Origin of the sequence: Isoptericola sp. NPDC056134 (genome assembly GCF_042264825.1) — a bacterium.
GTDB classification, from domain to species: Bacteria; Actinomycetota; Actinomycetes; order Actinomycetales; family Cellulomonadaceae; genus Isoptericola; species Isoptericola nanjingensis.
On record NZ_JBHJVM010000006.1, the window covers coordinates 188,337 to 213,651 of the forward strand.

The window sequence follows — 25,315 nt, forward strand, 5'->3', positions numbered from 1 at the left end:
GGACCAGTGCAGGACACCGGAGGATGAGACACCAATGACGGACCAGGTCACGGTCAACCCGATCGTGCTGCAGCGCGCCGACCCGTGCGTGCTCCGGCACGAGGGGACCTACTACTTCACGGGCTCGCACCCCCGGTACGACCGCATCGTGCTCCGGCGCGCCGACCGCCTCGAGGACCTGCAGAAGGCCGAGGAGGTGACCGTCTGGGAGCGGCACGCCACCGGGCCGCAGTCGCAGCTCGTCTGGGCGCCCGAGATCCACCGCGTGCACGGCGCCTGGTACATCTACTACGCCGCCGCCCCCGTGGACCACGGCACCGTGGACGCGCCGAGCGAGAACGAGACGTTCAACCACCGCGTCTTCGTGCTGGAGAACACCGCCGACGACCCCTTCGAGGGGGAGTGGGTGGAACGTGGCCAGGTCGACACCGGCTGGGAGTCGTTCGCCCTGGACGCCACGAGCTTCGTGCTCGGCGGCGAGCAGTACCTCGTCTGGGCGCAGCAGGACCTCACGGTGCGCGGCCACTCCAACCTGTACATCGCCCGCATGGCGAACCCGTGGACGCTCGCGACCCCGGCCGTCGAGCTGACCCGTCCCGAGTTCGACTGGGAGACCAAGGGCTTCTGGGTCAACGAGGGCCCGTCCGTCCTCGTGCGCGGCGGCCGCGTGTTCCTCACCTACTCCGGCGCCGCCACGGGCATCGACTACGCGATGGGCCTGCTCACCGCCGACGCCGGCGCCGACCTCCTCGACCCGGCGTCGTGGACCAAGAGCACCGAGCCCGTGTTCGTCAGCGACCCGTCCGCGGGCCAGTACGGGCCCGGCCACAACTCGTTCACCGAGACGCCCGACGGCGACGCCGTCCTCGTCTACCACGCACGCACCTACACCGAGATCTCCGGCGACCCGCTGTGGGACCCGAACCGCCACGCCCGCGCGCAGGTGCTGCCCTTCGACGCCGACGGCGACCCCGTGTGGGGCACGCCGGTGCCCGACACCCGCCCCACCCCCACCTCGACCGAGGTCCTCCCCGCTGACGGAGCGTTCTGATGAGCACCACCACCGCGACGCCCGACGGCGCCACCGCCACGCCTCGCGCCCGCGACTCCCTGAAGAAGCTCGCGTTCTGGAACTTCGGCGGGCTGTTCTTCTTCTACTTCGCCATCTGGCAGCTCGTGATGACGTTCCTCGCTCCCTGGCTCGAGGAGCAGCTGGGGATGTCGTCGGGCAACATCGGCCTCCTCCAGTCGATGATGGCGCTCACGGCCCTGTGCCTGCAGCCGTTCTACGGCTACATCCAGGACCGGCTCGGGTTCCGCAAGAACCTGTTCGCGTTCGTCGTCGTCATGGGCGCGCTCATGGGCCCCTTCTTCGCGTTCGTCTTCCCGGCGATCGTGGACGCCAACCAGGTGCTGGGCGCGCTCGTCGGCGGCGTCTTCCTGTCGCTGGTGCTCAACTCGGGCGTCGGCGTGGTGGAGGCGTTCAACGAGCGCAACTCCCGGGCCAACGGGTTCGAGTACGGGCACGTGCGGCTCTTCGGCTCGCTGGCCGGCGCGACGGCGTCGCTCGTGGGCGGCTTCATCTGGGCGGCCAACCCTGACAACATCTGGTGGGTCGGCACGTTCTCCGCGATCGTCCTCGGGGCGCTGCTGTTCGCGGCCCGCACGCCGAAGGCGGACTCCGCGGCGCAGGCCCAGGTGGCCGCCGAGACCAAGGAGCGGCCGAAGGTCAGCAAGGACACGCTCAAGCACCTGCTGCGCGACCGCTCGTTCGTCGGCTTCATGGTGCTGATGTTCGGCACGGCCGCGCTCTACGACGTCTTCGACGGGCAGTACGCGATCTACTTCGGCCACCACGTGACCGGCTCGGGCGACCCGCAGGTGCTGTTCTCCCGCGTCGTGTTCGTGCAGATCCTGCTCGAGGCCGCCGTCATGGTGGCGATGCCGTTCATCATCAACAAGATCGGCGCCAAGCGGGGCCTGCAGATCTTCGCCCTCGTCCTCGTGGTCCGCGTGGTGGGCTCGGCCCTCTTCACGTCGACCGAGATGCTCATCGTGTGGCGCCTGCTGGCCTCGATCGAGATGCCGCTGATGCTGGTCTCGGTGATGAAGTACATCACCCGCATGTTCGACGTCCGGATCTCCGCCACCGCCTACATGGTCGGCTTCAACACGGCCAAGCAGGTCGGCGTCTTCATCTTCTCGTGGGTCTTCGGCCTGTCGTACGACGCGATCGGGTTCTCCTCGTCCTACCTCGTCATGGGGGCCGTGGCCCTGGCCGTCCTCGTCGTCGCGAGCTTCCTGATGCGCAACGACAAGGGGCGCCCCGACCCCGTGGGCCCCGCCGCCGAGCCGGCCGCCCTCCCCGCCTGACCGGGTCCGACCTGTTCGGCGTCGGCGGCGGCGGGCGGCAGAGGCCCGGCGGTGCCAGGGTGGGCGCATGACCGCACCGCTCGTCGTCCGCTCGCTGGCGCTGGGGGTGGCCGCGGGGTCGCGCGCGACGCTCGGCGTCGCCGGCCCGCTGCTCGGCCCGGTGCCGGCGCACCGGCCGCCCACGCACCGCCTCCGCCGACCGGCCACGCTGCCGCGCCTGCTCGCGGGGCTCGCCGTCGCCGGCGAGCTCGTGGGCGACAAGCTGCCCACGACCCCGAGCCGCCTCGACCCGCCCGGGCCCGACGTCCGGGCGGCGAGCGGCGCCACCGGCGGGCTGCTGCTGGCGCTCCGGCACCACGCCCCGGCGCCGTCGGTCGTGGCGGCGATCGTCGCCGGGGCGGCGGGAGGCGTCGTCGGCACCGGCGCGGGGGCGGCGTGGCGCGCCGCCGTCGCGCGCCGCGGCTGGCCGGACCTGCCCGCCGCGCTCGCCGAGGACGCCGTCGCCCTCACCCTCGCCACCTGGGCCACCCGCGCCTGACCCGCCCCGATGTCGACCATGCAGCGGCGCACGTCCTCCGCCATGAGAACGAGCGCCACCGCATGTTCGGCACGACGGGCCGGGGCCGGGTCCGGAAGAGTGGGCGTCATGGTGCGGGTGACGACGGGGCGGTCATGGACGCGGTAGGCGGCGTGGTGGGCGCGATCTTTGCGTTCGTGTCGACGGTGGCGATGCTGGCGCTGCTCGCCTGGACGGCGCGGCGGGTGATGGGCGCGCCGGTCGGCTGGGTCAGGGCAGGGCTCGTCTCGCTGGTGGCGATCTCGGTCGCGTCGGCGGCGCTCACCAGCGGGCTGCGCGCGGCGGGCTGGTGGAGCGGCGACGGCGCGCTGGAGGTCGACCCGTGGGTCGCCCTCGTCGGGATCGTCCTCGTCTTCTGCTGGGCGTTCGTGCTGGGCCTGTGCGTGCTGCTCGTGCTGGAGCTGCTGGTGCCCACGGGCACGCTGCCCACCCCCTGGCGCGCCGCCCGGCGGCTGCGGCAGGGGCGCCGCGAGACGCGCCGGTACGCGCAGGTCGTGGCGATCGGCGTCCGGCACGGCCTCGGCGGCGCGTTCGGCCGGAACCGGCGCGACGGCGCGACGTCGCGATCGGACGTCCGCCGCCTCGCGGTCGGGCTGCGCGACACCCTGTCCGACGCGGGGGTCACGTTCGTGAAGTTCGGCCAGATGCTCTCCACCCGGCGCGACCTGCTGCCCGACGCCGTCACCGAGACCCTCGCGACGCTGCAGAGCGACGTGCCGCCGGCGCCGTGGGACCAGGTGGAGGCCGTCGTCGAGCGGTCGCTCGGGCGCCCCGTGGCGGAGGTCTTCGGGTCCTTCGACCCGCAGCCGCTCGCCTCCGCGTCGGTAGGGCAGGTGCACGCCGCTCGCCTGCTCGACGGACGCGACGTGGTGGTGAAGGTGCTGCGCCCCGGCGCCCGCGAGCAGGTCGCCGTCGACCTCGCGATCCTCGGCCGGCTCGCCCGGCGCCTCGAGCGGGACACGGCGTGGGGCCGCAGCCTCGGCGTCGTCGCGCTGGCCGACGGCTTCGCCGCGTCGCTGCGTGAGGAGCTCGACTACGCCGTCGAGGCGGAGAACACGCGCGCCCTGCGCACCGCGCTGGACGTCGTGACGCACGACGGCGCGTCGTCGGGCCCGCTGGTCGTGGTGCCGCAGGTGGTCGACGGGCCGTCGAGCGACACGCTGCTGGTGCTGGAGCGCCTGGACGGCACGCCGGTCGGCCAGGCCCGGGAGGTGCTGGCCGGGCTCGACGACAGGGCGCGCGCCGCGCTCGCCGACCGGCTGCTGCGCGCCGCGCTCGACCAGCTGCTCGTGGCGGGCACGTTCCACGCCGACCTGCACCCGGGCAACGTGCTCGTGCTGGCCGACGGTGGCCTCGGCCTGCTCGACATGGGGTCGGTCGGGAGGCTCGGCGAGCCCGAGCGCATCGCCCTCGGCGCGCTGCTGCTGGCGATCGACGGCGACGACGCGATCGCCGCCACCGACGCCCTGCTCGAGCTGCTCGACGCGCCGCCCGGGCTCGACGCGCGCCGCCTCGAGCGCGAGGTCGGCCGGCTGGTGCTCCGGTTCCGGGCGGGAGCGGGGGCGGGCGCGGCGTTCGCCGGCCTGGTCCGGGTCGTGACGTCGGCCGGCATGGCGGTGCCGCCGCAGGTCGCGGCCGCGTTCCGCACCTTCGCGTCGCTGGAGGGCACGCTCGACCTGCTCAGTCCCGGCTACGACCTGGTGGCCGGCGCCCGCGACCACGGCCGACCCCTGCTGCACCGGCTCGTCACGCCGGAGGCCGTGCGCCGGAAGGCCACGCAGCAGCTCCTCGGCTTCGCGCCCGAGCTGGAGCGGCTGCCCCGCCGCGTGACCCGCCTCGTCCGGGACCTGGAGGAGGGACGGTTCACCGTCACCGTGCGCGCGTTCTCCGACCCCGCCGACCGGGCGTTCCTGTCCGGCCTGGTGCAGCAGGTCATCATGACCCTCGTGGCCGTGGGCGCCGTCGTCGGCGCGGTGGTGCTGTTCGTCGCCGACGGCGGGCCGATGCTCGCTCCGCAGCTGCCGTGGTTCACGGTGCTCGGCGCCGCGCTGGGCTTCGTCGGCACCGTGCTCGCGGTGCGGGTGCTCGTCGTGGCGTTCCGCGGCACCACGCGGGACCGGTGGTGAAAGCCCCACAGAGGGGCATGATCGGCTCATGAGATACGCGGAGCACATCTCGGAGCTCGTCGGGCACACCCCGCTCGTGCGGCTCACCCGTGTCACGGACGGCCTCAGCGCGACGATCCTCGCCAAGGTCGAGTACGTGAACCCCGGCGGGTCGGTCAAGGACCGCATCGCGCTGAAGATGGTCGAGGCGGCGGAGGCGTCCGGGGAGCTGCGGCCCGGCGGCACGATCGTCGAGCCGACGTCGGGCAACACCGGCGTGGGCCTCGCGCTCGTCGCGCAGCGGAAGGGCTACGACTGCGTCTTCGTCTGCCCGGACAAGGTGAGCGAGGACAAGCGCGACGTGCTGCGGGCGTACGGCGCGCGCGTCGTCGTGACGCCGACCGCCGTCCCGCCCGACCACCCCGACTCCTACTACTCGGTCTCCGACCGGCTCGTGCGGGAGATCGACGGGGCCTGGAAGCCGAACCAGTACGCCAACCCGAACGGCCCGCTGTCGCACTACGAGTCCACCGGGCCCGAGGTGTGGACGGACACCGACGGCCGCGTGACCCACTTCGTCGCGGGCGTCGGCACGGGCGGCACGATCACCGGCACCGGCCGCTACCTCAAGGAGGTCTCGGCGGAGCGGGCCGACGGCGGCCCCGTGCGGGTCGTCGGCGCCGACCCGGCGGGCTCGGTCTACTCCGGCGGCGACGGCCGGCCGTACCTCGTGGAGGGCGTCGGCGAGGACTTCTGGCCGGGCGCCTACGACCCGACCGTGCCGGACGAGGTCATCGCCGTCACCGATGCGGACTCCTTCGCCATGACGCGCCGGCTCGCGCGCGAGGAGGGCCTGCTCGTGGGCGGGTCGTGCGGGATGGCGGTGGAGGCGGCGCTGCGGCTCGCGCGCCGGCTCGAGGACGAGGACGCGGCGGCCGCGGCGGAGGCCGTGATCGTCGTCCTGCTGCCCGACGGCGGTCGCGGCTACCTGTCGAAGATCTTCTCCGACACGTGGATGCGGTCGTACGGGTTCCTGCCCGACGAGGAGGGCGTCACCGCGGGCGACGTCCTGCGGGCCAAGGACGGGCGGCTGCCCGACCTGGTGCACACCCATCCCAGCGAGACGGTGCGCGACGCCATCGAGATCCTGCGGGAGTACGGCGTCTCGCAGATGCCCGTCGTCGGGGCGGAGCCGCCCGTGAAGATCGGCGAGGTCGCGGGGTCGGTCACCGAGCGCGCGCTGCTCGACGCCGTGTTCTCCGGCCGCGCCACCCTCGCCGACCGTGTCGACGCGCACATGGAGGCCCGCTTGCCGCTCATCGGCGCCGGCGAGGGCGTGGAGGCCGTGCGCGCCGCGCTCACCGACGCCGACGCGCTGCTCGTCGTCGAGGACGGCGACCCCGTCGGCGTCCTCACCCGCCACGACCTCCTCGGGTTCGTCGCGGGCCGGTGACCACGCTCGTGCGTAGTCTGACCGGGTGAGCAACAGCGAGCACAACGACTGGACCCGCACCGGCTTCTCGACCCGCGCCATCCACGCGGGCCAGGACCCGGACCCGACGACGGGCGCCGTCGTGCCGCCGATCCACCAGGTCTCCACGTACAAGCAGGACGGCGTGGGCGGCCTGCGCGGCGGGTACGAGTACTCCCGCTCCGCCAACCCGACGCGCACCGCGCTGGAGGAGGCGCTCGCGGCGGCGGAGTCCGGGGGCCTGGACCCGGCGCAGGGCTTCGCGTTCGCCTCCGGCCTGGCGGCGGAGGACACGCTGCTGCGCGCGGTGCTGCGCCCGGGCGACCACGTGATCGTGCCCGACGACGCGTACGGCGGCACGTACCGGCTCATCGCTCGGGTCTTCGGGCCGTGGGGGATCGCGCACACCCCGGTCGACCTGTCCGACGTCGAGGCGGTCCGGGCCGCGGTCCGGCCCGAGACCAGGGTGCTGTGGGTCGAGACGCCGACCAACCCGCTGCTCGGCATCAGCGACGTCGCGGCGCTCGCCGGCGTCGCGCGGGACGCCGGCGCGCTGCTCGTCGTCGACAACACCTTCGCCACCCCGTACCTGCAGCAGCCGCTCGCGCTCGGCGCGGACGTCGTCGTGCACTCGACGACCAAGTACATCGGCGGGCACAGCGACGTCGTCGGGGGAGCGCTCGTCGTCGCGGCGGGCGCGGTGCTGCCGGGCGGGCTCGAGTCGCCCGCGGGCGGCACGGACGTGGCGGGCGCCGTCGGCTTCCACCAGAACTCGTCGGGGGCCGTCGCGGGACCGTTCGACGCGTGGCTGACCCTGCGCGGGCTCAAGACGCTCGCGGTCCGGATGGACCGCCACCAGGCCAACGCGGCCGCGGTCGCGGCCTTCCTCGTCGACCACCCGGCCGTGACCGAGGTGCTCTACCCGGGCCTCGCGTCGCACCCGGGGCACGACGTCGCCGCCCGCCAGATGACCGGGTTCGGCGGCATGGTGTCGTTCCGGGCGGGCAGCGAGGCGAAGGCTCTCGACGTGTGCGCGCGCACGCAGGTGTTCACGCTCGCGGAGTCCCTGGGCGGGGTGGAGTCCCTGGTCGAGCACCCGGGGCGCATGACGCACGGCTCGGTCGCGGGCACGTCGCTCGAGGTGCCCGACGACCTCGTCCGCCTGTCCGTCGGGATCGAGGACGTCGAGGACCTGGTCGCCGACCTCGGGCAGGCGCTCGCCTGACGAGGGCGGGTACGGCGGTCAGCCGCGGACGACGGTGACGGGGCAGGGCGCGAAGTCGAGCACCTGCCGGCTGACCGAGCCGAGCAGCAGCCGGTCGAAGCCGCCGAGGCCGCGCGCCCCGACGACGAGCCGCTCGGCGCCCTGCGCCGCGAGCACGAGCTGCTTGGCGGCCTGGCCGTGCACCACCCGGCGGGTCAGCCGCTCGGGCGGCAGCGTCACGCCGGCCGCCCGTACCGCCTCGGCGAGCGAGTCGGCCGCGAACTTCTCGTAGTCGTCGACGGGCGGCGCCCAGCCCCACGACCCCGGCAGCGGGGCCAGCGTCGTGATCTGCCACGCGAAGACGGCGTCGATCGACGCCCCCGTGCGGCCCGCGACCTCGCACGCGTGCCGCAGCGCGGCGACGCTCGGGGCGGACGTGTCGACGCCGACGACGATGCGCGGCGCCGCCTCGGCGGGCACGTCGTCCTCCGGGGCGCCGTCGGGGTTGCCGTGGCGCACCACCGTGACGGGGACGACGGCGTGCTCCACGACCGTCGTCGACACCGAGCCCAGCACGGCCCGGCCGAGCCGGCCCCGCCGGCGGCGGCCGAGGACCAGCATGTCGGCGTCGGCGCCGAGCTCGAGCAGCCGGTCGGCCGCCGGGCCGGGGAGAGCCGAGACCGTCCCGTCGACGTCGACCCCCGTGCGGGCGCGGGCCGCGTCGAGCAGCCCCTGCGCCTCCTCGCGCACCGGGGCGAGCGCCGCCTCGTGCGCGGCGGCGTCGGCGCCCTTCCCGGCGCCCGCGTCGACCATGACCAGCGTGAGCGGCACGGCGGCCGCGGCGGCTTCCCGCAGCGCCCAGTCCAGCGCCTCGTCCGACTCGACCGAACCGTTGACCCCGACCACGATGCCGCGCATCGGCCACCCCGACTCTCTCGTCGTGCGTCCGCCGCCCCCGCCACGACCCGCGGGACGGCCCTGGCTTGCAGCATAGGTCGGGCGTCGTCGTCCGTCAGGGCGAGGTCACGGGACGTCGATCACGCGCCGCCGTCAGCACGACGTCGGCCCGACAGGAGGGCGTCGACGGGCCGGGTCACGACCTCCACCCGGTCGACGAGGTCGGCGGGGCCCGTGACCACGAGGGCGCGGTCGGCCGCCGCCACGTACACGGCGGTGGTCTCGCGGGCGGTGACGCGCACGCAGCCCGCGTCGTCGCCGTCCACGACGAACGTCCCCGTCGTCAGCGGGGCCTCGTCGACCTCGGCGACGAGGGCCCGCATGGCGCTGCGGTAGTCCTGGAACGAGTCCGCGAAGTCCGACCCGTCGTCCGCCGCGGCCTCGTCCCCGCCGTCGGACGGCGCGGCCTCGACGGGCGCGGCGATGTCGGCGTGCAGGGGTGCGGCGAGGGCGCCGCTGCACGCGGCGCGGACGACGTCCTCGACGTCGGCGTCCGCGACCCGGGTGCGCAGGGTCTCGACCTCCAGCGCCTCACCCGTGAACGACCGGTAGGCGCGCACGAACCGCTCGGACGTCGGGTCGTCGGAGTCGGCGGGCCCGGTGAGCGACTGGTCCTCCAGGTCGAGGCCCCAGGTCAGCGGGTCGTGCACCTCGCCGAGGACGCCGGAGAACTGCGCCAGCCGCGCGTCGTCACCGTTCCAGGCCCGCCGGCCCGCGTCGTGGCCCGCCCCGCCCGTGGCTCCAGGCTGCTGCTCGATCTCGTCCATCGGTACCCCCTGGGTGGAACCTCTGCGGCGACCTCCGCGGCGGCGACCGCCTTTCCCCGAGCCTGGACCGCCTCGCCCGCGGCTGGCAATCCGGCACGCCGTCACGCCCCTGGCGAACATGGGCTTACCGAGGGGTGTCGGCGAGTTGGGAGCGCATAGAGTCGTAGCGGTCAGGCTGTAGCCGTCAATCCGACGGGGTGCAGGTAACGCCGCTCGTGAGGGAGCAGCACATGTTCGAGAGATTCACCGACCGAGCCCGTCGGGTGGTCGTCCTTGCTCAGGAAGAGGCAAGGATGCTCAACCACAACTACATCGGCACCGAGCACATCCTGCTCGGACTCATCCACGAGGGTGAGGGCGTCGCCGCGAAGGCCCTGGAGTCGCTGGGGATCTCGCTCGACGGCGTCCGCACCCAGGTCACCGAGATCATCGGCGAGGGCCAGCAGGCCCCGAGCGGGCACATCCCGTTCACGCCGCGCGCCAAGAAGGTGCTGGAGCTGTCGCTGCGCGAGGCGCTGCAGCTCGGGCACAACTACATCGGCACCGAGCACATCCTGCTCGGCCTCATCCGCGAGGGCGAGGGCGTCGCCGCCCAGGTCCTCACGAAGATGGGCGCCGACCTGAACAAGGTGCGCCAGCAGGTCATCCAGCTGCTGAGCGGCTACCAGGGCAAGGAGCCCGTGGCCGCCGGCGGCCCGCAGGAGGGGCAGCCGTCCGGCTCCGCCGTCCTCGACCAGTTCGGCCGCAACCTCACCCAGGCCGCGCGCGAGGGCAAGCTCGACCCGGTCATCGGCCGCTCGACGGAGATCGAGCGCGTCATGCAGGTGCTGAGCCGCCGCACCAAGAACAACCCGGTGCTGATCGGCGAGCCGGGCGTCGGCAAGACGGCCGTCGTCGAGGGCCTCGCCCAGGACATCGTGCGCGGCGACGTGCCGGAGACGCTGAAGGACAAGCAGCTCTACACGCTGGACCTCGGCGCCCTGGTCGCCGGCTCCCGCTACCGCGGTGACTTCGAGGAGCGCCTCAAGAAGGTGCTCAAGGAGATCCGCACCCGCGGCGACATCATCCTGTTCATCGACGAGATCCACACCCTCGTCGGGGCGGGCGCCGCCGAGGGCGCGATCGACGCGGCGAGCATCCTCAAGCCGATGCTGGCCCGCGGCGAGCTGCAGACGATCGGCGCCACGACGCTCGACGAGTACCGCAAGTACGTCGAGAAGGACCCGGCCCTGGAGCGCCGCTTCCAGCCGATCCAGGTCAACGAGCCGTCGCTCGAGCACGCCATCGAGATCCTCAAGGGTCTGCGCGACCGCTACGAGGCGCACCACCGCGTGTCCATCACGGACTCCGCGCTGGTCTCCGCCGCGCAGCTCGCCGACCGGTACATCAACGACCGATACCTGCCGGACAAGGCGATCGACCTGATCGACGAGGCGGGCGCGCGCCTGCGCATCCGCCGCATGACGGCGCCGCCGGAGCTCAAGGCCCTGGACGAGGAGATCGCCGAGGCGCGCCGGGACAAGGAGTCGGCGATCGACGAGCAGGACTTCGAGAAGGCCGCCGGGCTGCGGGACAAGGAGAAGCAGCTCACCGCCCAGCGCGCCGACAAGGAGAAGGCCTGGAAGTCGGGCGACCTCGACTCCGTCGCGGAGGTCGACGACGAGCTCATCGCCGAGGTGCTGGCGATGTCGACCGGCATCCCGGTCGTCAAGCTCACCGAGGAGGAGTCCAGCAAGCTCCTGCACATGGAGGACGAGCTGCACAAGCGCGTCGTCGGGCAGAACACGGCCATCAAGGCGCTGTCCCAGGCGATCCGTCGCACGCGTGCCGGGCTCAAGGACCCGAAGCGACCCGGTGGCTCGTTCATCTTCGCCGGCCCCACGGGCGTCGGGAAGACGGAGCTGGCCAAGGCGCTCGCCGAGTTCCTCTTCGGGGACGAGGACGCGCTGATCCAGCTCGACATGTCCGAGTTCTCGGAGAAGCACACCGTGTCGCGGCTGTTCGGCTCGCCCCCCGGGTACGTCGGTTACGACGAGGGCGGCCAGCTCACGGAGAAGGTGCGGCGCAAGCCGTTCTCGGTGGTCCTGTTCGACGAGGTCGAGAAGGCCCACGCGGACATCTTCAACTCGCTGCTGCAGGTGCTCGAGGACGGTCGCCTGACCGACTCGCAGGGCCGGGTGGTCGACTTCAAGAACACCGTGATCATCATGACCACCAACCTCGGCACGCGGGACATCGCCAAGGGCGTCCAGACCGGCTTCAACGCCGGCGGCGACCTGGTGACCTCCTACGAGCGCATGAAGGCGAAGGTCAACGAGGAGCTCAAGCAGCACTTCCGGCCGGAGTTCCTCAACCGCGTCGACGACGTGGTGGTCTTCCCGCAGCTCTCGCAGGACGAGATCATCGAGATCGTCGACCTGGAGATCGCCAAGCTGGACAAGCGTCTGCGCGACCGGGACATGGCCATCGAGCTCACGCCCGCCGCGAAGAACCTGCTGGCGGAGAAGGGCTACGACCCGGTGCTCGGCGCCCGTCCGCTGAAGCGGGCGATCCAGCGGGAGATCGAGGACACGTTGTCCGAGAAGATCCTGTTCGGCGAGCTCAAGGCCGGCGACCTCGTGCTGGTCGACGGCGCGGGCGAGGGCATCCTCGGGGAGTTCAGCTTCCGCGGGGTCCCCAAGAGCGAGCACGAGCGCGGGCCGGTCACGGTCGGCGCGGCGGCGGCGCTCGACGCCCCCACCGGCGTCTCGGTGCACGACCTGCCCCCGACCGGGCAGATGCAGGCCGGCGCGGAGTGACGCGCTGAGCCCACCGACCTGACGGTCGACGACGAAGGCCCCGGACCCCCTCACAGGGTCCGGGGCCTTCGTCGTGCCCGTGGGCGTCGGGGGCGACGTCTTGAATTCTGGTCCCGCATCGTGAGACATTCCGGGGAACTCTCGCGCGGGGCTTGCGCGGCGCCTACCTTCCCCGCCATGCACGCCGACACGAACGGACTCCGGTCCCCGGGCACCCGCGCCGCGGGGGCCGTCGAGCCGTGCGCCCGCCGGGGCTGTCGGCCCTGTCGCCGCTGTCGCCGCTGACCCGACGCACGCCGTCGCCTCCGCCTTCCCGGCAGCAGAACCCGCTCGAGACCACCGCCCCGTCCGCCGTCGCGCGGTCGGGTGACGTGGCGTACCCCCGCACGCCCCGAGAGGACCCCGCCATGCCCCGAACGATCCCCTTCCGCCGCGCCCGCGGTGCCCGACGGACGGCAGCCGCCGTCGTCGGCCTCGTCGGACTGCTCGGCACCGCCGGCTGCGTCGCCGACGCCGCCGCGGACGGCCCGGGCGGCACGCTCGCCGCCTCCGACCCGCTGCCGTCCGCGGTGCCGGACGGCACGACGCTCGTCGTCGGCGACCCGACCACCGAGGTCGCGCTCGAGCTGGCCGGCGACGAGATCGAGCACGACTTCTCGTTCGACCTGGAGTGGGCCAACCTGTCCGGCGGCCCGCAGACCATCGAGGCGTTCCGCGCCGAGTCGCTCGACGTCGGCGCCGTGGCTGACATCCCGCCCATCCACGCGACGTGGACCGGCGTACCGGTGTCGATCATCGCGACCCAGTACCGGGAGAACTGGCAGGAGGCGCCGATCTACGAGCTCGCCGGGCGGCCCGGCATCGCGCTCGGCTCCCTCGACGACCTGGCCGGCAAGCGGATCGCGTTCAGCCCCGGCCAGGCGCAGGGCGCGCTGGTGCTCAAGGCGCTGGCCGCGGCCGGCCTCACCCAGGACGACGTGGAGCTCGTCGAGCTGCCCAGCACCGGCGACGTGTACTCCACCGCGCTGGCAGCGGGAGAGGTCGACGTCGCCCCGCTGGGCGGCACGCAGCTGTTCCGCTACCTCACCAAGTACGAGGCCGACGGCGCGCAGTCGGTCAAGCACGGCCTGCGCGACGACGCCGGCCACCTGTACGCGCCGAAGGCCGTGCTCGAGGACCCGGCCAAGGCCGCCGCGCTCGACGAGTACGTCGAGGTGTGGGCCAAGGCGAAGGTGTGGGTCGCCGCGCACCCCGAGGAGTGGAAGCAGGGGTACTACGTCGAGCACGAGGGCCTGACCGAGGAGGACGCCCAGTACCTCACGGACCACGCGGCCGTGCCCGACATCCCTGCCGACCTCACCGACGGCATCGCCCGCACGCAGGAGACGGTCGACCTGCTCGCCGAGGAGCTGGGCGAGGACCCGCTCGACGCCGCCGACCTCTTCGACCAGCGGTTCGTCGCGGCGCAGACCGCCGGCGTCGAGGCCCAGGGCGGGGCGGAGGACGACCGATGACCGCCGTCGGCACCATCACCAGGGCGGGCACCGCGCCCCGCACGTCTCCGGGCGCGGCACAGATCGCCGGCGCCCGGCCCCAGGCACGGCCCGACGTCCGCCCCGCTGGTCGGCGGCTCGGGCTGGGCCGCCCGATCCCCGCGGCCGGGCTGCTCGGCGTCGTCGTCCTGGTCGGCGTGTGGGTGGCCGGCTCCGCCACCGGCCTCATCGACCAGCGGGTGCTCAGCGCCCCGTGGACCGTCGTCACGACCGCCGGCGACCTGATCGCCAAGGGCGACCTGCAGGAGAACCTGGGCGTCTCGCTGACCCGCGCGGCCCTCGGCCTGGCGTGGGGCGTCGCGGCGGGCGTCGTGCTGGCGCTCGCCTCCGGCCTGAGCCGGGTGGGCGACGCGCTGCTCGACGGCCCGATCCAGGTCAAGCGGGCCATCCCGAACCTCGCCCTGCTGCCGCTGCTCATCCTGTGGTTCGGCATCGGCGAGCCGATGAAGGTCATCACCATCGCGCTCGGGGTGTTCATCCCGATCTACGTGCACACGCACAACGGGCTGCGCTCCATCGACTCCCGCTACGTCGAGCTGGCCGAGACGGTGCGGCTGGGCCGGCCGCAGTTCGTGCGTCGCGTGGTGCTGCCGGGCGCGCTGCCCGGCTTCCTGCTCGGCCTGCGGTTCGCCGTCACGGGCTCCCTGCTGTCGCTGGTCGTCGTCGAGCAGGTCAACGCCACCGCGGGCATCGGCTACATGATGGAGCTCGCCCGCACCTACGGCCAGACCGAGGTCATCATCGTCGGCCTCGTGGTCTACGGCGTCCTCGGGTTCACCGCCGACGCCGCCGTCCGGTTGCTGCAGAGGAGGGCGCTCGCATGGCGACGCACGCTGGAGGACTGAGCGCCACGCCGGCCGCGACCGGCACGGACGTCGTCGCCGGGGCGCCCGCCGTCGCCGTGCGCGGCCTGGTGCGCGCGTACGGCGAGGAGCGGGTGCTCGACGACCTCGACCTGGAGCTCGCGCCGGGGGAGTTCGTCGCGATCCTGGGCCGCAGCGGCTCGGGCAAGTCGACGCTGCTGCGGGCGCTCGCGGGTCTGGACCACGGCGTCGCGGGCGCCGGCGAGGTGCGCGTGCCCGACCAGGTGTCCGTCGTGTTCCAGGACTCCCGGCTGCTGCCGTGGGCGCGGGTCCTCGACAACGTGGTGCTGGGCCTGGACGGCGTGGGCCGCCGGGACGCCCGCGACGCGGGCCGGGCCGCGCTCGCCGAGGTCGGCCTGGCCGGCCGGGAGCGGGCGTGGCCGAACGAGCTGTCCGGCGGCGAGCAGCAGCGCGTGTCGCTGGCCCGCTCGCTCGTGCGCTCGCCCCAGCTGCTGCTGGCCGACGAGCCGTTCGGCGCCCTCGACGCCCTCACCCGCATCCGTATGCACGAGCTGCTGCGCGACCTGTACGACCGGCACCGGCCCGCGGTCCTGCTCGTGACGCACGACGTCGACGAGGCGATCGTGCTCGCCGACCGCGTCGTCGTCCTCGACCGCGGCCGCATCGCCGTCGAGCGCCGCATCGACCTCGACGGGGCGCGGGACGCCGCCGATCCCCGCTTCGCCGCCATCCGCACCGAGCTGCTCGACGCCCTCGGCGTCGAGCGGAAGGACGTGACCGCATGACCCGCACCGCCGGCCGCGACGGCCACCGCCCCGGACCGTTCCACCTCAACGCGTTCCTCATGAGCACCGGCCACCACGAGGCGTCGTGGCGGCTGCCGGAGAGCTCCCCGGAGCACACGTCCACCAACATCGCCTACCTGCAGCGGCTGGCCCGCACGGCGGAGGAGGGGCTGCTCGACTCCGTCTTCTTCGCCGACGGCCCCGGCCTGCGCAGCGACGTCGGACGCCGCCCCGCCGGGTCGTTGGACCCGCTGATCGTGCTCACCGCGCTGGCGGCCGTCACGGAGCGCATCGGGCTCATCGCGACGGCGTCCACCACCTACAACTCCCCGTACAACCTGGCCCGGCGGTTCGCGTCGATCGACATCGTCTCGGGTGGCCGCGCCGGGTGGAACGTCGTGACGACGGCCGGGCCCGACATCGCGCGCAACTTCGGCCTCGACGACCAGCCCGCGCACGCCGTGCGCTACGAGCGCGCCGCGGAGTTCCTCGACGTCGCGGCCAAGCTCTGGGACTCGTGGGACGACGACGCCGTGCTCGGCGACAAGGAGCAGGGCGTCTGGGCGGACGCGGCGAAGATCCACGCGGCCCGGCACGTCGGCGAGCACTTCTCCGTCGCGGGCGCGCTCACCACCCCGAGGACGCCGCAGGCACGACCGCTCATCGTGCAGGCCGGGTCGTCGGAGGACGGCAAGGGGCTCGCGGCGCGGTACGCCGAGGCGGTCTTCACCGCGCACCAGACGCTCGACGACGCGCGGGCGTTCTACGCCGACCTCAAGGCCCGGACCGTCGCGGCCGGCCGCGACGCCGACGGGATCAAGATCCTGCCGGGCCTCGTCCCCGTGCTCGGGTCGACGGAGGCCGAGGCCCTCGCGGCCGAGCGTGAGCTCGACGAGCTCATCGTGCCCGAGTACGCGCGCCGCCAGCTCGCCGCGACCCTGCGCGTCGACCCCGACGACCTCCCGCTGGACCGGCAGCTGCCCGCCGACCTGCCCGACGAGGAGGAGATCGAGGGCGCCAAGAGCCGGTACACGCTGATCGTGGAGCTCGCGCGGCGCGAGCGGCTGACCGTCCGCGAGCTGATCGGCCGCCTGGGCGGCGGTCGCGGGCACCGCACGCTGGCCGGCACGCCCGAGCAGGTCGCCGACGCCCTCCAGGACTGGTACGACGCCGAGGCGGCGGACGGCTTCAACATCATGCCCGCCGTGCTGCCGCGCGGGCTGGAGGAGTTCACGGCGCACGTCGTGCCGATCCTTCAGGCGCGCGGCCTGTTCCGCACCGCCTACGAGGGCACCACGCTGCGCGAGCACTACGGGCTGGAGCGGCCGGCGAGCCGCTACTCGTCGTCGGGCGTGTCGGTCGAGGCCGTCGAGCTGGCGACCGCGGGGGTGGGGGCATGAGCGCCGACGTCCTCTGGTACATCCCCAACCAGGTGCGCGCCGGCCACCGCGGCGACGTCGTCACGGCGGACCACAACAGCCTGGACACGCTCACCGAGCAAGCCCGCGCGCTCGAGGAGCACGGCTGGGACGGCGCGCTGCTCGGCACCGGCTGGGGCCGCCCGGACACCTTCACCGTCGCGGCGGCGCTCGCCGCCCGCACGACGACGTTCAACCCGCTGGTCGCGATCCGGCCCGGCTACTGGCAGCCGGCGCACCTGGCGTCGGCGGCCGCCACGCTCGACCACCTCACCGGCGGGCGCGTCCGGATCAACATCGTGTCCGGGCAGGACGGCGTCGCGCAGTACGGCGACACGGTCACCGACCGGGCGGCGCGGTACGGGCGGACCCGCGAGTTCCTGCAGCTGGTGCGCCGGCTGTGGACGCAGGACGCCGTGACGTACGAGGGCGAGCACTACCGGGCGGACACGGCCTCGCTGCCCCTCAAGCCGGTGGTCCGCGAGGGGCGCGCGCACCCGACGCTCTACTTCGGCGGCGCGTCGCCGGAGGCGGAGGAGGTGGCGGCCGCCGAGGCCGACGTGCAGCTCTTCTGGGGCGAGCCGTTGGACGGCGTCGCCGAGCGGATCGACCGGCTGCGCGCGCTGAGCGAGCGGGTCGGCCGGGAGCACGCGCCGCTGCAGTTCGGGCTGCGCGTCACCACCTTCGTCCGCGACACCACCGACGAGGCCTGGCGCGACGCCGAGGCCAAGGTGGCGCAGCTCGCCGCGTCGTCCGGGGCGCAGGGGTGGCGGCGCGACGCCGACCACCGTGACGCCGATCATCGAGCGGCGGACCGGCCCGTCGCCGTGGGGCAGCAGCGCCTGCTCGACCTCGCCGCCCGCGGCGACGTGCTCGACGAGAACCTGTACACCGCCCCCGCCCGGGCCGGCGGCGGCGGCGCCGGGACCACGTGGCTCGTGGGCTCGCCGTCCGACGTCGCGAAGTCCCTGCGCCGCTACCAGGACCTCGGCGTCACGCACTTCGTGCTCTCCGACACCCCGTACCTGGAGGAGATCCGCCGCCAGGGCGAGCAGCTGCTGCCCCTACTCCGCGACTGACGACTCTCAGGAGAGCCGGGCCAGGACGGTGTCGGTGAGGTCGGCGACGTCGTCCACCAGGGCGACGGCACCGGCGTCGACGAGCTCGCCGGGCGCGGCGTACCCCCAGGTGACGCCGACGCAGCGGATGCCGTGCTCGGCGGCGCCGTGCACGTCGTGCTCGCGGTCGCCGACCATGAGCGCCGTCCCGTCGGCCGGGTCGGCGGGGGAGGTGCGGCCGAGGGACGCGAGGGCCTGGGCGATCACCGTGGCCTTGGTCGACGTGCCCTCGTCGAGCGGGGCTCCGAAGACGCCGTCGACCAGCTCCGTGATCCCGTACCGGTCGCAGATGGGCTTCGCGTACACCTCGGGCTTGGACGTCGCGACGGCGAGCGTGCAGCCGGCGGCCCGCAGCGCGCGCAGCACCTCGGGGATGCCGTCGAACACCCGGTTGTCGTACATGCCGCCGGCGGCGTACGCCTCGCGGTACGCGCGCACCGCAGCGTCCACGCGGTCGGCGGGGACGCCGTGCGCGGGGAACGTGTCGGTGATCGGCGGGCCGACGAACGAGCGCAGCGTGGCGTCGTCGGGGACGGGCAGCCCGAGGGCGCCGTAGGCGTGGCGGATGCCCGCGACGATGCCGGGGGCGGAGTCGGTGAGCGTGCCGTCGAGGTCGAGCAGGACGAGCGGGGAGGGGGAGCGGGTCACCCCGGCAGGGTACGTGCCGGGGTGCCCGCGCCGGTGCCGGTGCCCGGGCGTCAGACGGCGCGCGCGTGCGCGACCAGGCGGTCGAACGCGGCGTCGAGGGCGTCGTCCACCCGCTGCGCGTCCGGGTGCGCGTCGTGCCAGGCGATCTGCTCGACGGCGGCCTGGTCGTAGGTGATCGTCGTGCCGAACTCGGGCACCAGGGCGCGCAGCTTGGCGCAGTCGAACACCATCGAGTGGGCCTTGTCGCCCAGCAGCCCAGGTCCGACGTCGGGCAGCGCGCGGGCGATCGTCTCGGACGCGACGTGCACGAGCTCGGGCTCGTCGACGCCCGCGGCGGCCGCGAGCCAGCGGTAGACCTGGTCCCACGTCGGGGCGTGCGTCCCCATGATCTGGAACGCGTCGCCCACGGCGGCGGGGTGGCCGAGCAGGCCCACGAACCCGACCGCGAAGTCCTCCGTGTGGGTCAGCGTCCACAGCGAGGTGCCGTCGCCGTGCACGACGACGGGCTTCCCGGCGCGCAGCCGGGCGACGTCGGTCCAGCCGCCCGTGGTGGGCAGCAGCGTGCGGTCGTAGGTGTGCGACGGGCGCACGATCGTCGCCGGGAAGTCGCGGTCGCGCCAGGCCCGCACGAGGACGTCCTCGCCGGCGATCTTGTCCCGCGAGTACTGCCAGAAGGGGTTGCGCAGCGGCGTGGACTCCGTGACGGGCAGGCGCTCCGGCGGCGTCTGGTAGGCCGACGCGGAGGAGACGAAGACGTACTGGCCGACCCGTCCGGTGAAGCGCTCGACGTCGTGCGCCACGTGGTCCGGCCGGAACGCGCGGAACTGCGCGACGACGTCGAACTCCCGGCCCGCGAGGGCGGCGTCGACGGCGTCGTCGTCGGTCACGTCGGCCACGAGCGTCTCGACCTCCGGCGGCAGCGGCCGCGTCGTCGAGGTGCCGCGGTTGAGGACCGTGACGCGGTGCCCGAGGGCGGCGGCGCGGGTGACGCTCGCGGCGCTGATGACGCCGGAGCCGCCGATGAACAGGACGTCCTGAGGGCTGCGGATGCTCATGGGTCCATCGTGCCCGCCTCGCGGCCGCGAGGCCTCCGTCGGGCCCGCGGTTTGACAGGCAGCCCCGGCAACTGGTTCCGTACTGCAGAACTGAGTTCCGTGTGACGGACCATGAGGCACCGGGGGTGCCTCGCTCGACGAGGAGCAGAAGGAGGGGGCGATGAGGCTCAGACAGCTGGCCGCAGCAGGGGCTGCGGCGCTCGTGGCGGTGACGCTGACCGCCTGCGGCGCGGGGTTCACGACCGCGACGGCGGGGGGCGCGGCGTCCGACGGCGCGGGCGCACCGGAGGCGGACCGGGTCTTCAAGGTGGCGTTCAACCAGAACGCCGACCAGCCCGAGGCCGTGGCGATGACCCACCTGGGGGAGCGGCTCGCGGAGCGGACCGACGGCCGCTACTCGGTGGAGGTGTACCCGAACGAGACGCTCGGCGCGCAGAAGGACACCGTGGAGCTGGTGCAGTCCGGCGCGGTGGACCTCGCGCTGGTCGCCGGGTCGCTGCTGGAGAACATCAACGCGGACTTCGTGGCGCTGAACATGCCGTACGTCTACGACTCGCAGGCGCACCAGGAGGCCGTGCTCAACGACCCCGCGATCACCGGTGACCTGTACTCCTCGCTCGAGGAGCAGAACATCCGCGTGCTGGGGGGATTCTCCGCCGGCGTGCGCAGCGTCTACACGTCGGCGCACCCGATCGAGACGCCCGAGGACCTCGCCGGCCTCAAGATCCGCGTCATGGAGACCGACACCAACAGCCGGATGATGGACCTCATGGGCGGCGTCGGCACGCCCATGGGCCAGGGCGAGGTGTACACGGCCATCCAGTCGGGCGTCATCGACGGCGGCGAGAACAACGAGTCGATCTACCGCAACCTCAAGCACGACGAGGTCGCGCCGTACTACTCGTACACGAACCACCTCATGATCCCGGACTACCTCATCACCAACCCGGCCACCTTCGACGCCATGTCCGAGGCCGACCGCGCCGTGTTCCTCGAGGAGCTCCAGGCGGCCTACGACGAGTCGAGCCGCCTCACGACCGAGGTCATGACGGAGAGTCAGCACGCCGCCGAGGAGGCGGGCGCCGAGTTCAGCTCGCCCGACGTCGCGCCGTTCCGCGAGGCCGTCGCCCCGCTGCTCGACGAGAAGCTCACCACGCCCACGTCGCGCGAGCTCTACGACCGCACGCGCGCCGTCGCGGAGCAGATGGCGGAGGAGGAGCGATGACCCGCGTCAAGAACGGGCTCGACGTCGTGCTGCGCTGGCTGTGCGTGCTGCTCCTGGGCGCGCTCGTGCTGGTCGTGGCGTGGCAGGTCTTCACCCGCCAGGTGCTGTCGGCGCCCAGCGTGTGGTCCGAGGAGCTCGCCAAGTACCTGTTCGTGTGGCTCAGCTTCTTCGGCACCGCCCTCGTGTTCGGCGAGCGCGGGCACATCGCCGTCGACTTCCTGGTGCGCAGGGCGCCCGAGCGCCTGCAGCGCGCGGCCGCCGTGCTCAGCCAGGTCGTGACGTTCGCGTTCGCCGCGCTGGTGCTCGTCTACGGCGGCTGGCAGCTCGCCCAGCTCACCTGGACCCAGGACGTGCCCAGCCTCCCGCTGATGGTCGGCTGGCTCTACCTGGTGCTCCCGGTCTCGGGCGTGCTCGTGCTCTTCTACACCGTCTACCACCTGGTGGCCGTCGTGCGTGGCGTGGAGAACGCCACGACCGACGGCGAGCCGGACGCAGTCTGAGGGGGCTCACATGGAGGTGGCAGCAATCGCCGGGCTGGTCCTGATCGTCGGGATCGTCGCCCTCCTCGCGCTGGGGATCCCGATCTCCGTGGCCGTCGGCACGTCGTCGGCGCTCGCCGCGATCACCGTGCTCGGCTTCGAGAACGGGCTCCTCACGTCCGCGCAGCAGATGTTCCGCGGCGTCAACAACTTCTCCCTGCTGGCGATCCCGTTCTTCGTGCTCGCCGGCGTGATCATGAACAACGGCGGGATCGCCCTGCGGCTCGTCAACTTCGCCAAGATGCTCGTGGGCCGCGCTCCCGGGTCGCTCGCCCAGACCAACGTCGCGGCGAACGCGATGTTCGGGGCGGTCTCCGGCTCGGCGGTCGCCTCCGTGGCCGCCGTCGGCTCGACGATGGGGCCGCTGCAGGCGAAGGAGGGGTACCCCAAGGACTTCGCCGCCGCGACCAACATCGCGTCCGCGCCGTCCGGCATGATCATCCCGCCCAGCAACCTGATGATCGTGTACTCCCTCGTGTCGAGCACGTCCGTCGCGGCGCTGTTCGTGGCCGGCTACGTGCCCGGCATCCTGTGGGCCGCCGTCTGCATGGTCATCGTGCACCTGTACGCCCGCAAGCGGCCCGAGCTGCGCGTGACCGAGAAGCTGTCGGGGCCGGCGAGGCTCAGGGTCGCCGGGCAGGCCGTGCCCGCGCTCCTGCTCATCGTCATCGTCATCGGCGGCATCCTGGCGGGCGTCTTCACGCCCACCGAGGCGTCGTGCATCGCCGTCATCTACTCGCTGGTCCTGTCGTTCGTGTACCGCTCGATCTCGGTGCGCGACCTGTCCGGCATCCTGCTCGAGTCGGCCCGCACGACGGCGATCGTCATGTTCCTCGTCGGGGTGTCCGCGGTCATGTCGTGGGTCATGTCGTTCGCGCAGATCCCGCAGCTCGTGACCGACGCCCTGCTGACCGTCAGCACCAACCCGTACGTGCTCATCGTGCTCATCGTGGTGCTGCTGCTGGTCATCGGGTGCTTCATGGACCCGACGCCGGCCGTGCTGATCTTCGCGCCGATCTTCCTGCCCGTGGTCACGGCGTTCGGCATGGATCCCGTGCACTTCGGGATCTTCATGGTGCTCGCGCTGTCCATCGGCACGATCACCCCGCCCGTCGGGCCCGTCCTGTTCGTCGGTGCCAGGGTGTCGGGCATGTCCATCGAGAGCGTCATGCGGCGCCTGGTGCCGTTCTTCGTGGCCCTGGTGCTCCTGCTGCTGGTCGTGGCCATGACGCCGGCCCTGTCGCTCTGGCTGCCCGGGCTCCTCGGGCTCGCCTGACCGCGCCGCCGGCACCGCCCACGCCCGTCCCACCGTCCACCACCGATTCGGAGGTTCCCATGGAACAGCGCTACGCCACGGCCCCGGAGCAGATCCCGGGCATGACCACCCAGGACCTGCGGGACCGCTACCTCGTGCCCGACCTGTTCGTCGACGACGAGATCCGCACGGTCTACACCCACCACGACCGCGTGGTGCTGGGGGGCGTCAGCCCGGTGTCCGCGCCGCTGACCCTGCCGGGCTACCCGGAGATCCGCTCGGAGCGGTTCTTCGAGCACCGTGAGGCCGGCATCGTCAACGTGGGCGGGCCCGGCACGATCACGGTGGACGGCACGGAGCACCGCCTCGCGCACGGCGCGTGCCTGTACGTCGGGCGCGGCGCGGCGGACGTCGTGCTCGCGTCCGACGACGCGGCGGGGGAGGCCGGGCCCGCCCGGTTCTACCTCTTCTCCGCGCCGGCGCACACCGCGTACCCGACCACGCTCGTCGAGCCCGGGCAGGGGACCGTGCGCGAGCTCGGCGATCAGGTCACGTCCAACCGCCGCACGCTCAACCAGTACATCCACGAGAACGGCGTGCGGTCGTGCCAGGTGGTCATGGGCGTCACGACGCTGCACCCGGGCAGCATGTGGAACACGATGCCCGCGCACACCCACGACCGGCGCACGGAGTGCTACCTGTACTTCGACCTGCCGGCCGAGGCGCGCGTCGTGCACCTGCTGGGCGAGCCCACCGAGACGCGGCACATGGTCGTGGCGGACCGCGAGGCGATCATCTCGCCCAGCTGGTCGGTGCACTCCGGCGTCGGCACCGCCGCATACTCCTTCGTGTGGGCGATGGCCGGCGAGAACCAGGCGTTCGACGACATGGACGGGTTCGACGTCGCAACCATGCGCTGAGGACGCGCGGACGCGCAGGGACGAGGAGGAACGATCGATGAGCGAGGCGACGACGGCCAGCGAGAAGACGCTGCTGGTGCTCGAGGCGGCGATGACGCACGGGCGCTTCAGCGAGATCGTGGCGGCGGTGGACCTGCCCAAGGCGACGGTGCACCGCATCCTCGCCACGCTCGTCGACCGGGACTTCATCCGGGTCGCCGACGGCGGGACGCACGTGCCCGGCCCGAAGATCCTGTCCCTGGCCGGGGCGGCGTACGACCGGGTGGACGTCTCGACGATCGTCCAGCCGTACGTCGACGACCTCGTGCGCCGCGTGCAGTGCACGGTGCACATCGGCGTGCGCAGCGGCGACGAGATCATCTACCTGGTCCGCACCGACTCGGACAAGCCGTACCGCATGCCGTCGCGCGTCGGCGCGTCGATCCCGCTGCACACGTCCGCGATCGGCAAGTCCATCCTGGCGCGGCTCGACGACGACGCCGTCGAGCGGTTCGTCAACCGCGCCGGGCTGCCGCGCCGCACGGCGCGCAGCCTGGCCACGCTGGAGGACCTGCGCGCGGAGCTGGCGGACATCCGCCGCGACGGGTACGCGTTCGACCGCGAGGAGAACGTGCCCGGCGTGGTGTGCATCGGCACCGCCGTCCGCGACCACTCCGGCCACTCCAACTACGGCCTGTCGATCTCGTCGCTCGCCCTCGAGCACACCGAGAGCCAGCTCGCCGCGATGGCGGACGACCTGCACAAGACGGCGGCCGACATCACCCACGCGCTCGGGGGCGACCGGTAGGGCCCAGCGCCCCGCCCGCCCCGGGCCCGAAGAAGGAACGAGACACGTGAGCACCAGCACCACCGACCGCCCGACCGCCCAGGCGCCCGGGCTCGACCCCGCCGTCGCGCGCCTGTTCAGCCTCGAGGGCCGCACCGCGGCCGTGACGGGCGCCAGCAAGGGCATCGGCCTCGCGATCGCGACACTCCTGGCCCGCGCGGGCGCCGACGTGATCGGCATCAGCACGACGATGCCCGACGGCGACTCGGACACCCGCCGCGCGGTCGAGGCCGCCGGGCGCCGGTTCACCCCGGTCGCGACCGACCTGTCCGACCGGGACGCCGTCGCCGCCCTCGCCGCGACGCTCGTCGAGCGCGAGGTGGACGTGCTGGTCAACAACGGCGGCACCATCCGCCGCGCCCCGGCCGCCGAGCACCCGGACGCCGACTTCGACCACGTGCTCGAGGTGAACCTGCGGTCCGCGTGGATCCTCTCGCGCGAGGTCGGTCGCGCCATGCTGGCCCGCGGGCACGGCAAGATCATCGGCACCGCGTCGATGCTGAGCTTCCAGGGCGGCGTCAACGTGCCGGGCTACACGGCGTCGAAGTCGGCGCTCGCGGGCCTGACCAAGGCGCTCGCCAACGAGTGGGCCGGCCGCGGCGTCAACGTCAACGCCGTCGCCCCCGGGTACGTGGCCACCGCCAACACGGGCGCGCTGCGCGCCGACGAGGACCGCAACGCCGAGATCCTCGCCCGCATCCCCGCGGGCCGCTGGGCCACGCCGGAGGACATCGCCGGCGCGGTGCTGTACCTCGCCTCGCCCGCGTCGGACTACGTGCACGGCGCGATCATCCCCGTCGACGGCGGGTGGCTGGCGCGCTGAGCCGGGCACGGACCACCTCGACGTAGCGATTCGTCGTTTGCTCCCCAGAGGAGGGAGGCAAATGCACGCCCTGG

22 protein-coding genes are annotated in these 25,315 nt (G+C 73.4%); 18 read left to right on the forward strand and 4 right to left on the reverse strand.

Annotation, left to right across the window (positions count from 1 at the left end):
• Positions 1-34: 34 nt before the first annotated feature.
• From ACFCZN_RS08570 to ACFCZN_RS08595, 6 genes are all read left to right on the forward strand, one after another.
• Positions 35-1,051: a family 43 glycosylhydrolase gene (locus ACFCZN_RS08570; RefSeq protein WP_430556490.1), complete on the forward strand. Its 1,017-nt coding sequence runs from the start codon at positions 35-37 to the stop codon at positions 1,049-1,051.
• Positions 1,051-2,373 carry an oligosaccharide MFS transporter gene (locus ACFCZN_RS08575; protein ID WP_429765845.1) on the forward strand — a complete coding sequence of 441 codons (1,323 nt, stop codon included), beginning with the start codon at positions 1,051-1,053 and terminating at the stop codon, positions 2,371-2,373. Before ACFCZN_RS08570 ends, ACFCZN_RS08575 begins: the two co-directional genes overlap by 1 nt.
• Positions 2,374-2,440: 67 nt before the next feature.
• Entirely contained in the window at positions 2,441-2,911 is a 471-nt protein-coding gene (locus ACFCZN_RS08580; protein ID WP_429765844.1) for a hypothetical protein, read from the forward strand.
• A gap of 134 nt (positions 2,912-3,045) precedes the next feature.
• A complete protein-coding gene (locus tag ACFCZN_RS08585) occupies positions 3,046-5,076 on the forward strand; it encodes an ABC1 kinase family protein (protein WP_430556491.1) in 2,031 nt (676 codons plus the stop codon).
• Positions 5,077-5,104: 28 nt separating this feature from the next.
• Positions 5,105-6,508 (forward strand): cystathionine beta-synthase, encoded by a 1,404-nt coding sequence (locus ACFCZN_RS08590; RefSeq protein WP_430556492.1) that lies wholly within the window; start codon positions 5,105-5,107, stop codon positions 6,506-6,508.
• Positions 6,509-6,533: 25 nt separating this feature from the next.
• A complete protein-coding gene (locus ACFCZN_RS08595; RefSeq protein ID WP_429765839.1) occupies positions 6,534-7,751 on the forward strand; it encodes a cystathionine gamma-synthase in 1,218 nt (405 codons plus the stop codon).
• A gap of 18 nt (positions 7,752-7,769) precedes the next feature.
• Here ACFCZN_RS08595 and ACFCZN_RS08600 read toward each other — a convergent pair whose 3' ends face one another.
• Together ACFCZN_RS08600 and ACFCZN_RS08605 are read right to left on the reverse strand one after the other, a co-directional pair.
• Positions 7,770-8,648 carry a universal stress protein gene (locus ACFCZN_RS08600; protein ID WP_429765837.1) on the reverse strand — a complete coding sequence of 293 codons (879 nt, stop codon included), beginning with the start codon at positions 8,646-8,648 and terminating at the stop codon, positions 7,770-7,772.
• Positions 8,649-8,767: 119 nt separating this feature from the next.
• Complete coding sequence (locus tag ACFCZN_RS08605) at positions 8,768-9,454, reverse strand: hypothetical protein (RefSeq protein WP_429765836.1); 687 nt, start codon at positions 9,452-9,454, stop codon at positions 8,768-8,770.
• A 230-nt stretch (positions 9,455-9,684) separates the two neighbouring features.
• Between ACFCZN_RS08605 and ACFCZN_RS08610 the strand changes: the two genes are divergently transcribed.
• The 6 genes from ACFCZN_RS08610 (at position 9,685) to ACFCZN_RS08635 (ending at position 17,911) form a co-directional block, all read left to right on the forward strand.
• Complete coding sequence (locus ACFCZN_RS08610) at positions 9,685-12,252, forward strand: ATP-dependent Clp protease ATP-binding subunit (RefSeq protein ID WP_429765835.1); 2,568 nt, start codon at positions 9,685-9,687, stop codon at positions 12,250-12,252.
• A gap of 407 nt (positions 12,253-12,659) precedes the next feature.
• A complete protein-coding gene (locus ACFCZN_RS08615; RefSeq protein ID WP_430556493.1) occupies positions 12,660-13,766 on the forward strand; it encodes an ABC transporter substrate-binding protein in 1,107 nt (368 codons plus the stop codon).
• Positions 13,763-14,650, forward strand: a complete 888-nt coding sequence (locus ACFCZN_RS08620) for an ABC transporter permease (protein WP_430556494.1) — start codon at positions 13,763-13,765, stop codon at positions 14,648-14,650. Before ACFCZN_RS08615 ends, ACFCZN_RS08620 begins: the two co-directional genes overlap by 4 nt.
• Positions 14,626-15,414 (forward strand): ABC transporter ATP-binding protein, encoded by a 789-nt coding sequence (locus tag ACFCZN_RS08625; RefSeq protein ID WP_430556495.1) that lies wholly within the window; start codon positions 14,626-14,628, stop codon positions 15,412-15,414. The genes ACFCZN_RS08620 and ACFCZN_RS08625 overlap by 25 nt, the downstream gene beginning before the upstream one ends.
• Positions 15,411-16,814 carry an LLM class flavin-dependent oxidoreductase gene (locus ACFCZN_RS08630; protein WP_430556496.1) on the forward strand — a complete coding sequence of 468 codons (1,404 nt, stop codon included), beginning with the start codon at positions 15,411-15,413 and terminating at the stop codon, positions 16,812-16,814. Before ACFCZN_RS08625 ends, ACFCZN_RS08630 begins: the two co-directional genes overlap by 4 nt.
• Positions 16,811-17,911, forward strand: coding sequence for an LLM class flavin-dependent oxidoreductase (locus tag ACFCZN_RS08635; protein ID WP_430556497.1), 1,101 nt, complete (start codon positions 16,811-16,813; stop codon positions 17,909-17,911). Before ACFCZN_RS08630 ends, ACFCZN_RS08635 begins: the two co-directional genes overlap by 4 nt.
• A gap of 6 nt (positions 17,912-17,917) precedes the next feature.
• On the opposite strand, the gene ACFCZN_RS08640 is transcribed toward ACFCZN_RS08635, so the two are convergent.
• Entirely contained in the window at positions 17,918-18,598 is a 681-nt protein-coding gene (locus ACFCZN_RS08640; RefSeq protein WP_430556498.1) for an HAD hydrolase-like protein, read from the reverse strand.
• 50 nt (positions 18,599-18,648) lie between these two features.
• On the reverse strand, positions 18,649-19,653 hold the full coding sequence (locus ACFCZN_RS08645; protein WP_430556499.1) for an NAD-dependent epimerase/dehydratase family protein: 1,005 nt from the start codon (positions 19,651-19,653) through the stop codon (positions 18,649-18,651).
• 160 nt (positions 19,654-19,813) lie between these two features.
• On the opposite strand from ACFCZN_RS08645, the gene ACFCZN_RS08650 reads away from it, so the two are divergent.
• The 6 genes from ACFCZN_RS08650 to ACFCZN_RS08675 all read left to right on the forward strand — a co-directional run bounded on the left by ACFCZN_RS08650 (position 19,814) and on the right by ACFCZN_RS08675 (position 25,241).
• Positions 19,814-20,878: a TRAP transporter substrate-binding protein gene (locus ACFCZN_RS08650; RefSeq protein ID WP_430556500.1), complete on the forward strand. Its 1,065-nt coding sequence runs from the start codon at positions 19,814-19,816 to the stop codon at positions 20,876-20,878.
• A complete protein-coding gene (locus ACFCZN_RS08655) occupies positions 20,875-21,378 on the forward strand; it encodes a TRAP transporter small permease (RefSeq protein WP_429765821.1) in 504 nt (167 codons plus the stop codon). The genes ACFCZN_RS08650 and ACFCZN_RS08655 overlap by 4 nt, the downstream gene beginning before the upstream one ends.
• A gap of 10 nt (positions 21,379-21,388) precedes the next feature.
• Complete coding sequence (locus tag ACFCZN_RS08660; RefSeq protein WP_429765819.1) at positions 21,389-22,693, forward strand: TRAP transporter large permease; 1,305 nt, start codon at positions 21,389-21,391, stop codon at positions 22,691-22,693.
• Between the two features lie 59 nt (positions 22,694-22,752).
• Positions 22,753-23,592, forward strand: coding sequence for a 5-dehydro-4-deoxy-D-glucuronate isomerase (kduI, locus tag ACFCZN_RS08665; RefSeq protein WP_430556501.1), 840 nt, complete (start codon positions 22,753-22,755; stop codon positions 23,590-23,592).
• Positions 23,593-23,629: 37 nt separating this feature from the next.
• Complete coding sequence (locus tag ACFCZN_RS08670; protein ID WP_430556502.1) at positions 23,630-24,379, forward strand: IclR family transcriptional regulator; 750 nt, start codon at positions 23,630-23,632, stop codon at positions 24,377-24,379.
• A gap of 112 nt (positions 24,380-24,491) precedes the next feature.
• Positions 24,492-25,241: an SDR family oxidoreductase gene (locus ACFCZN_RS08675; RefSeq protein ID WP_430556508.1), complete on the forward strand. Its 750-nt coding sequence runs from the start codon at positions 24,492-24,494 to the stop codon at positions 25,239-25,241.
• Positions 25,242-25,315 lie beyond the last annotated feature (74 nt).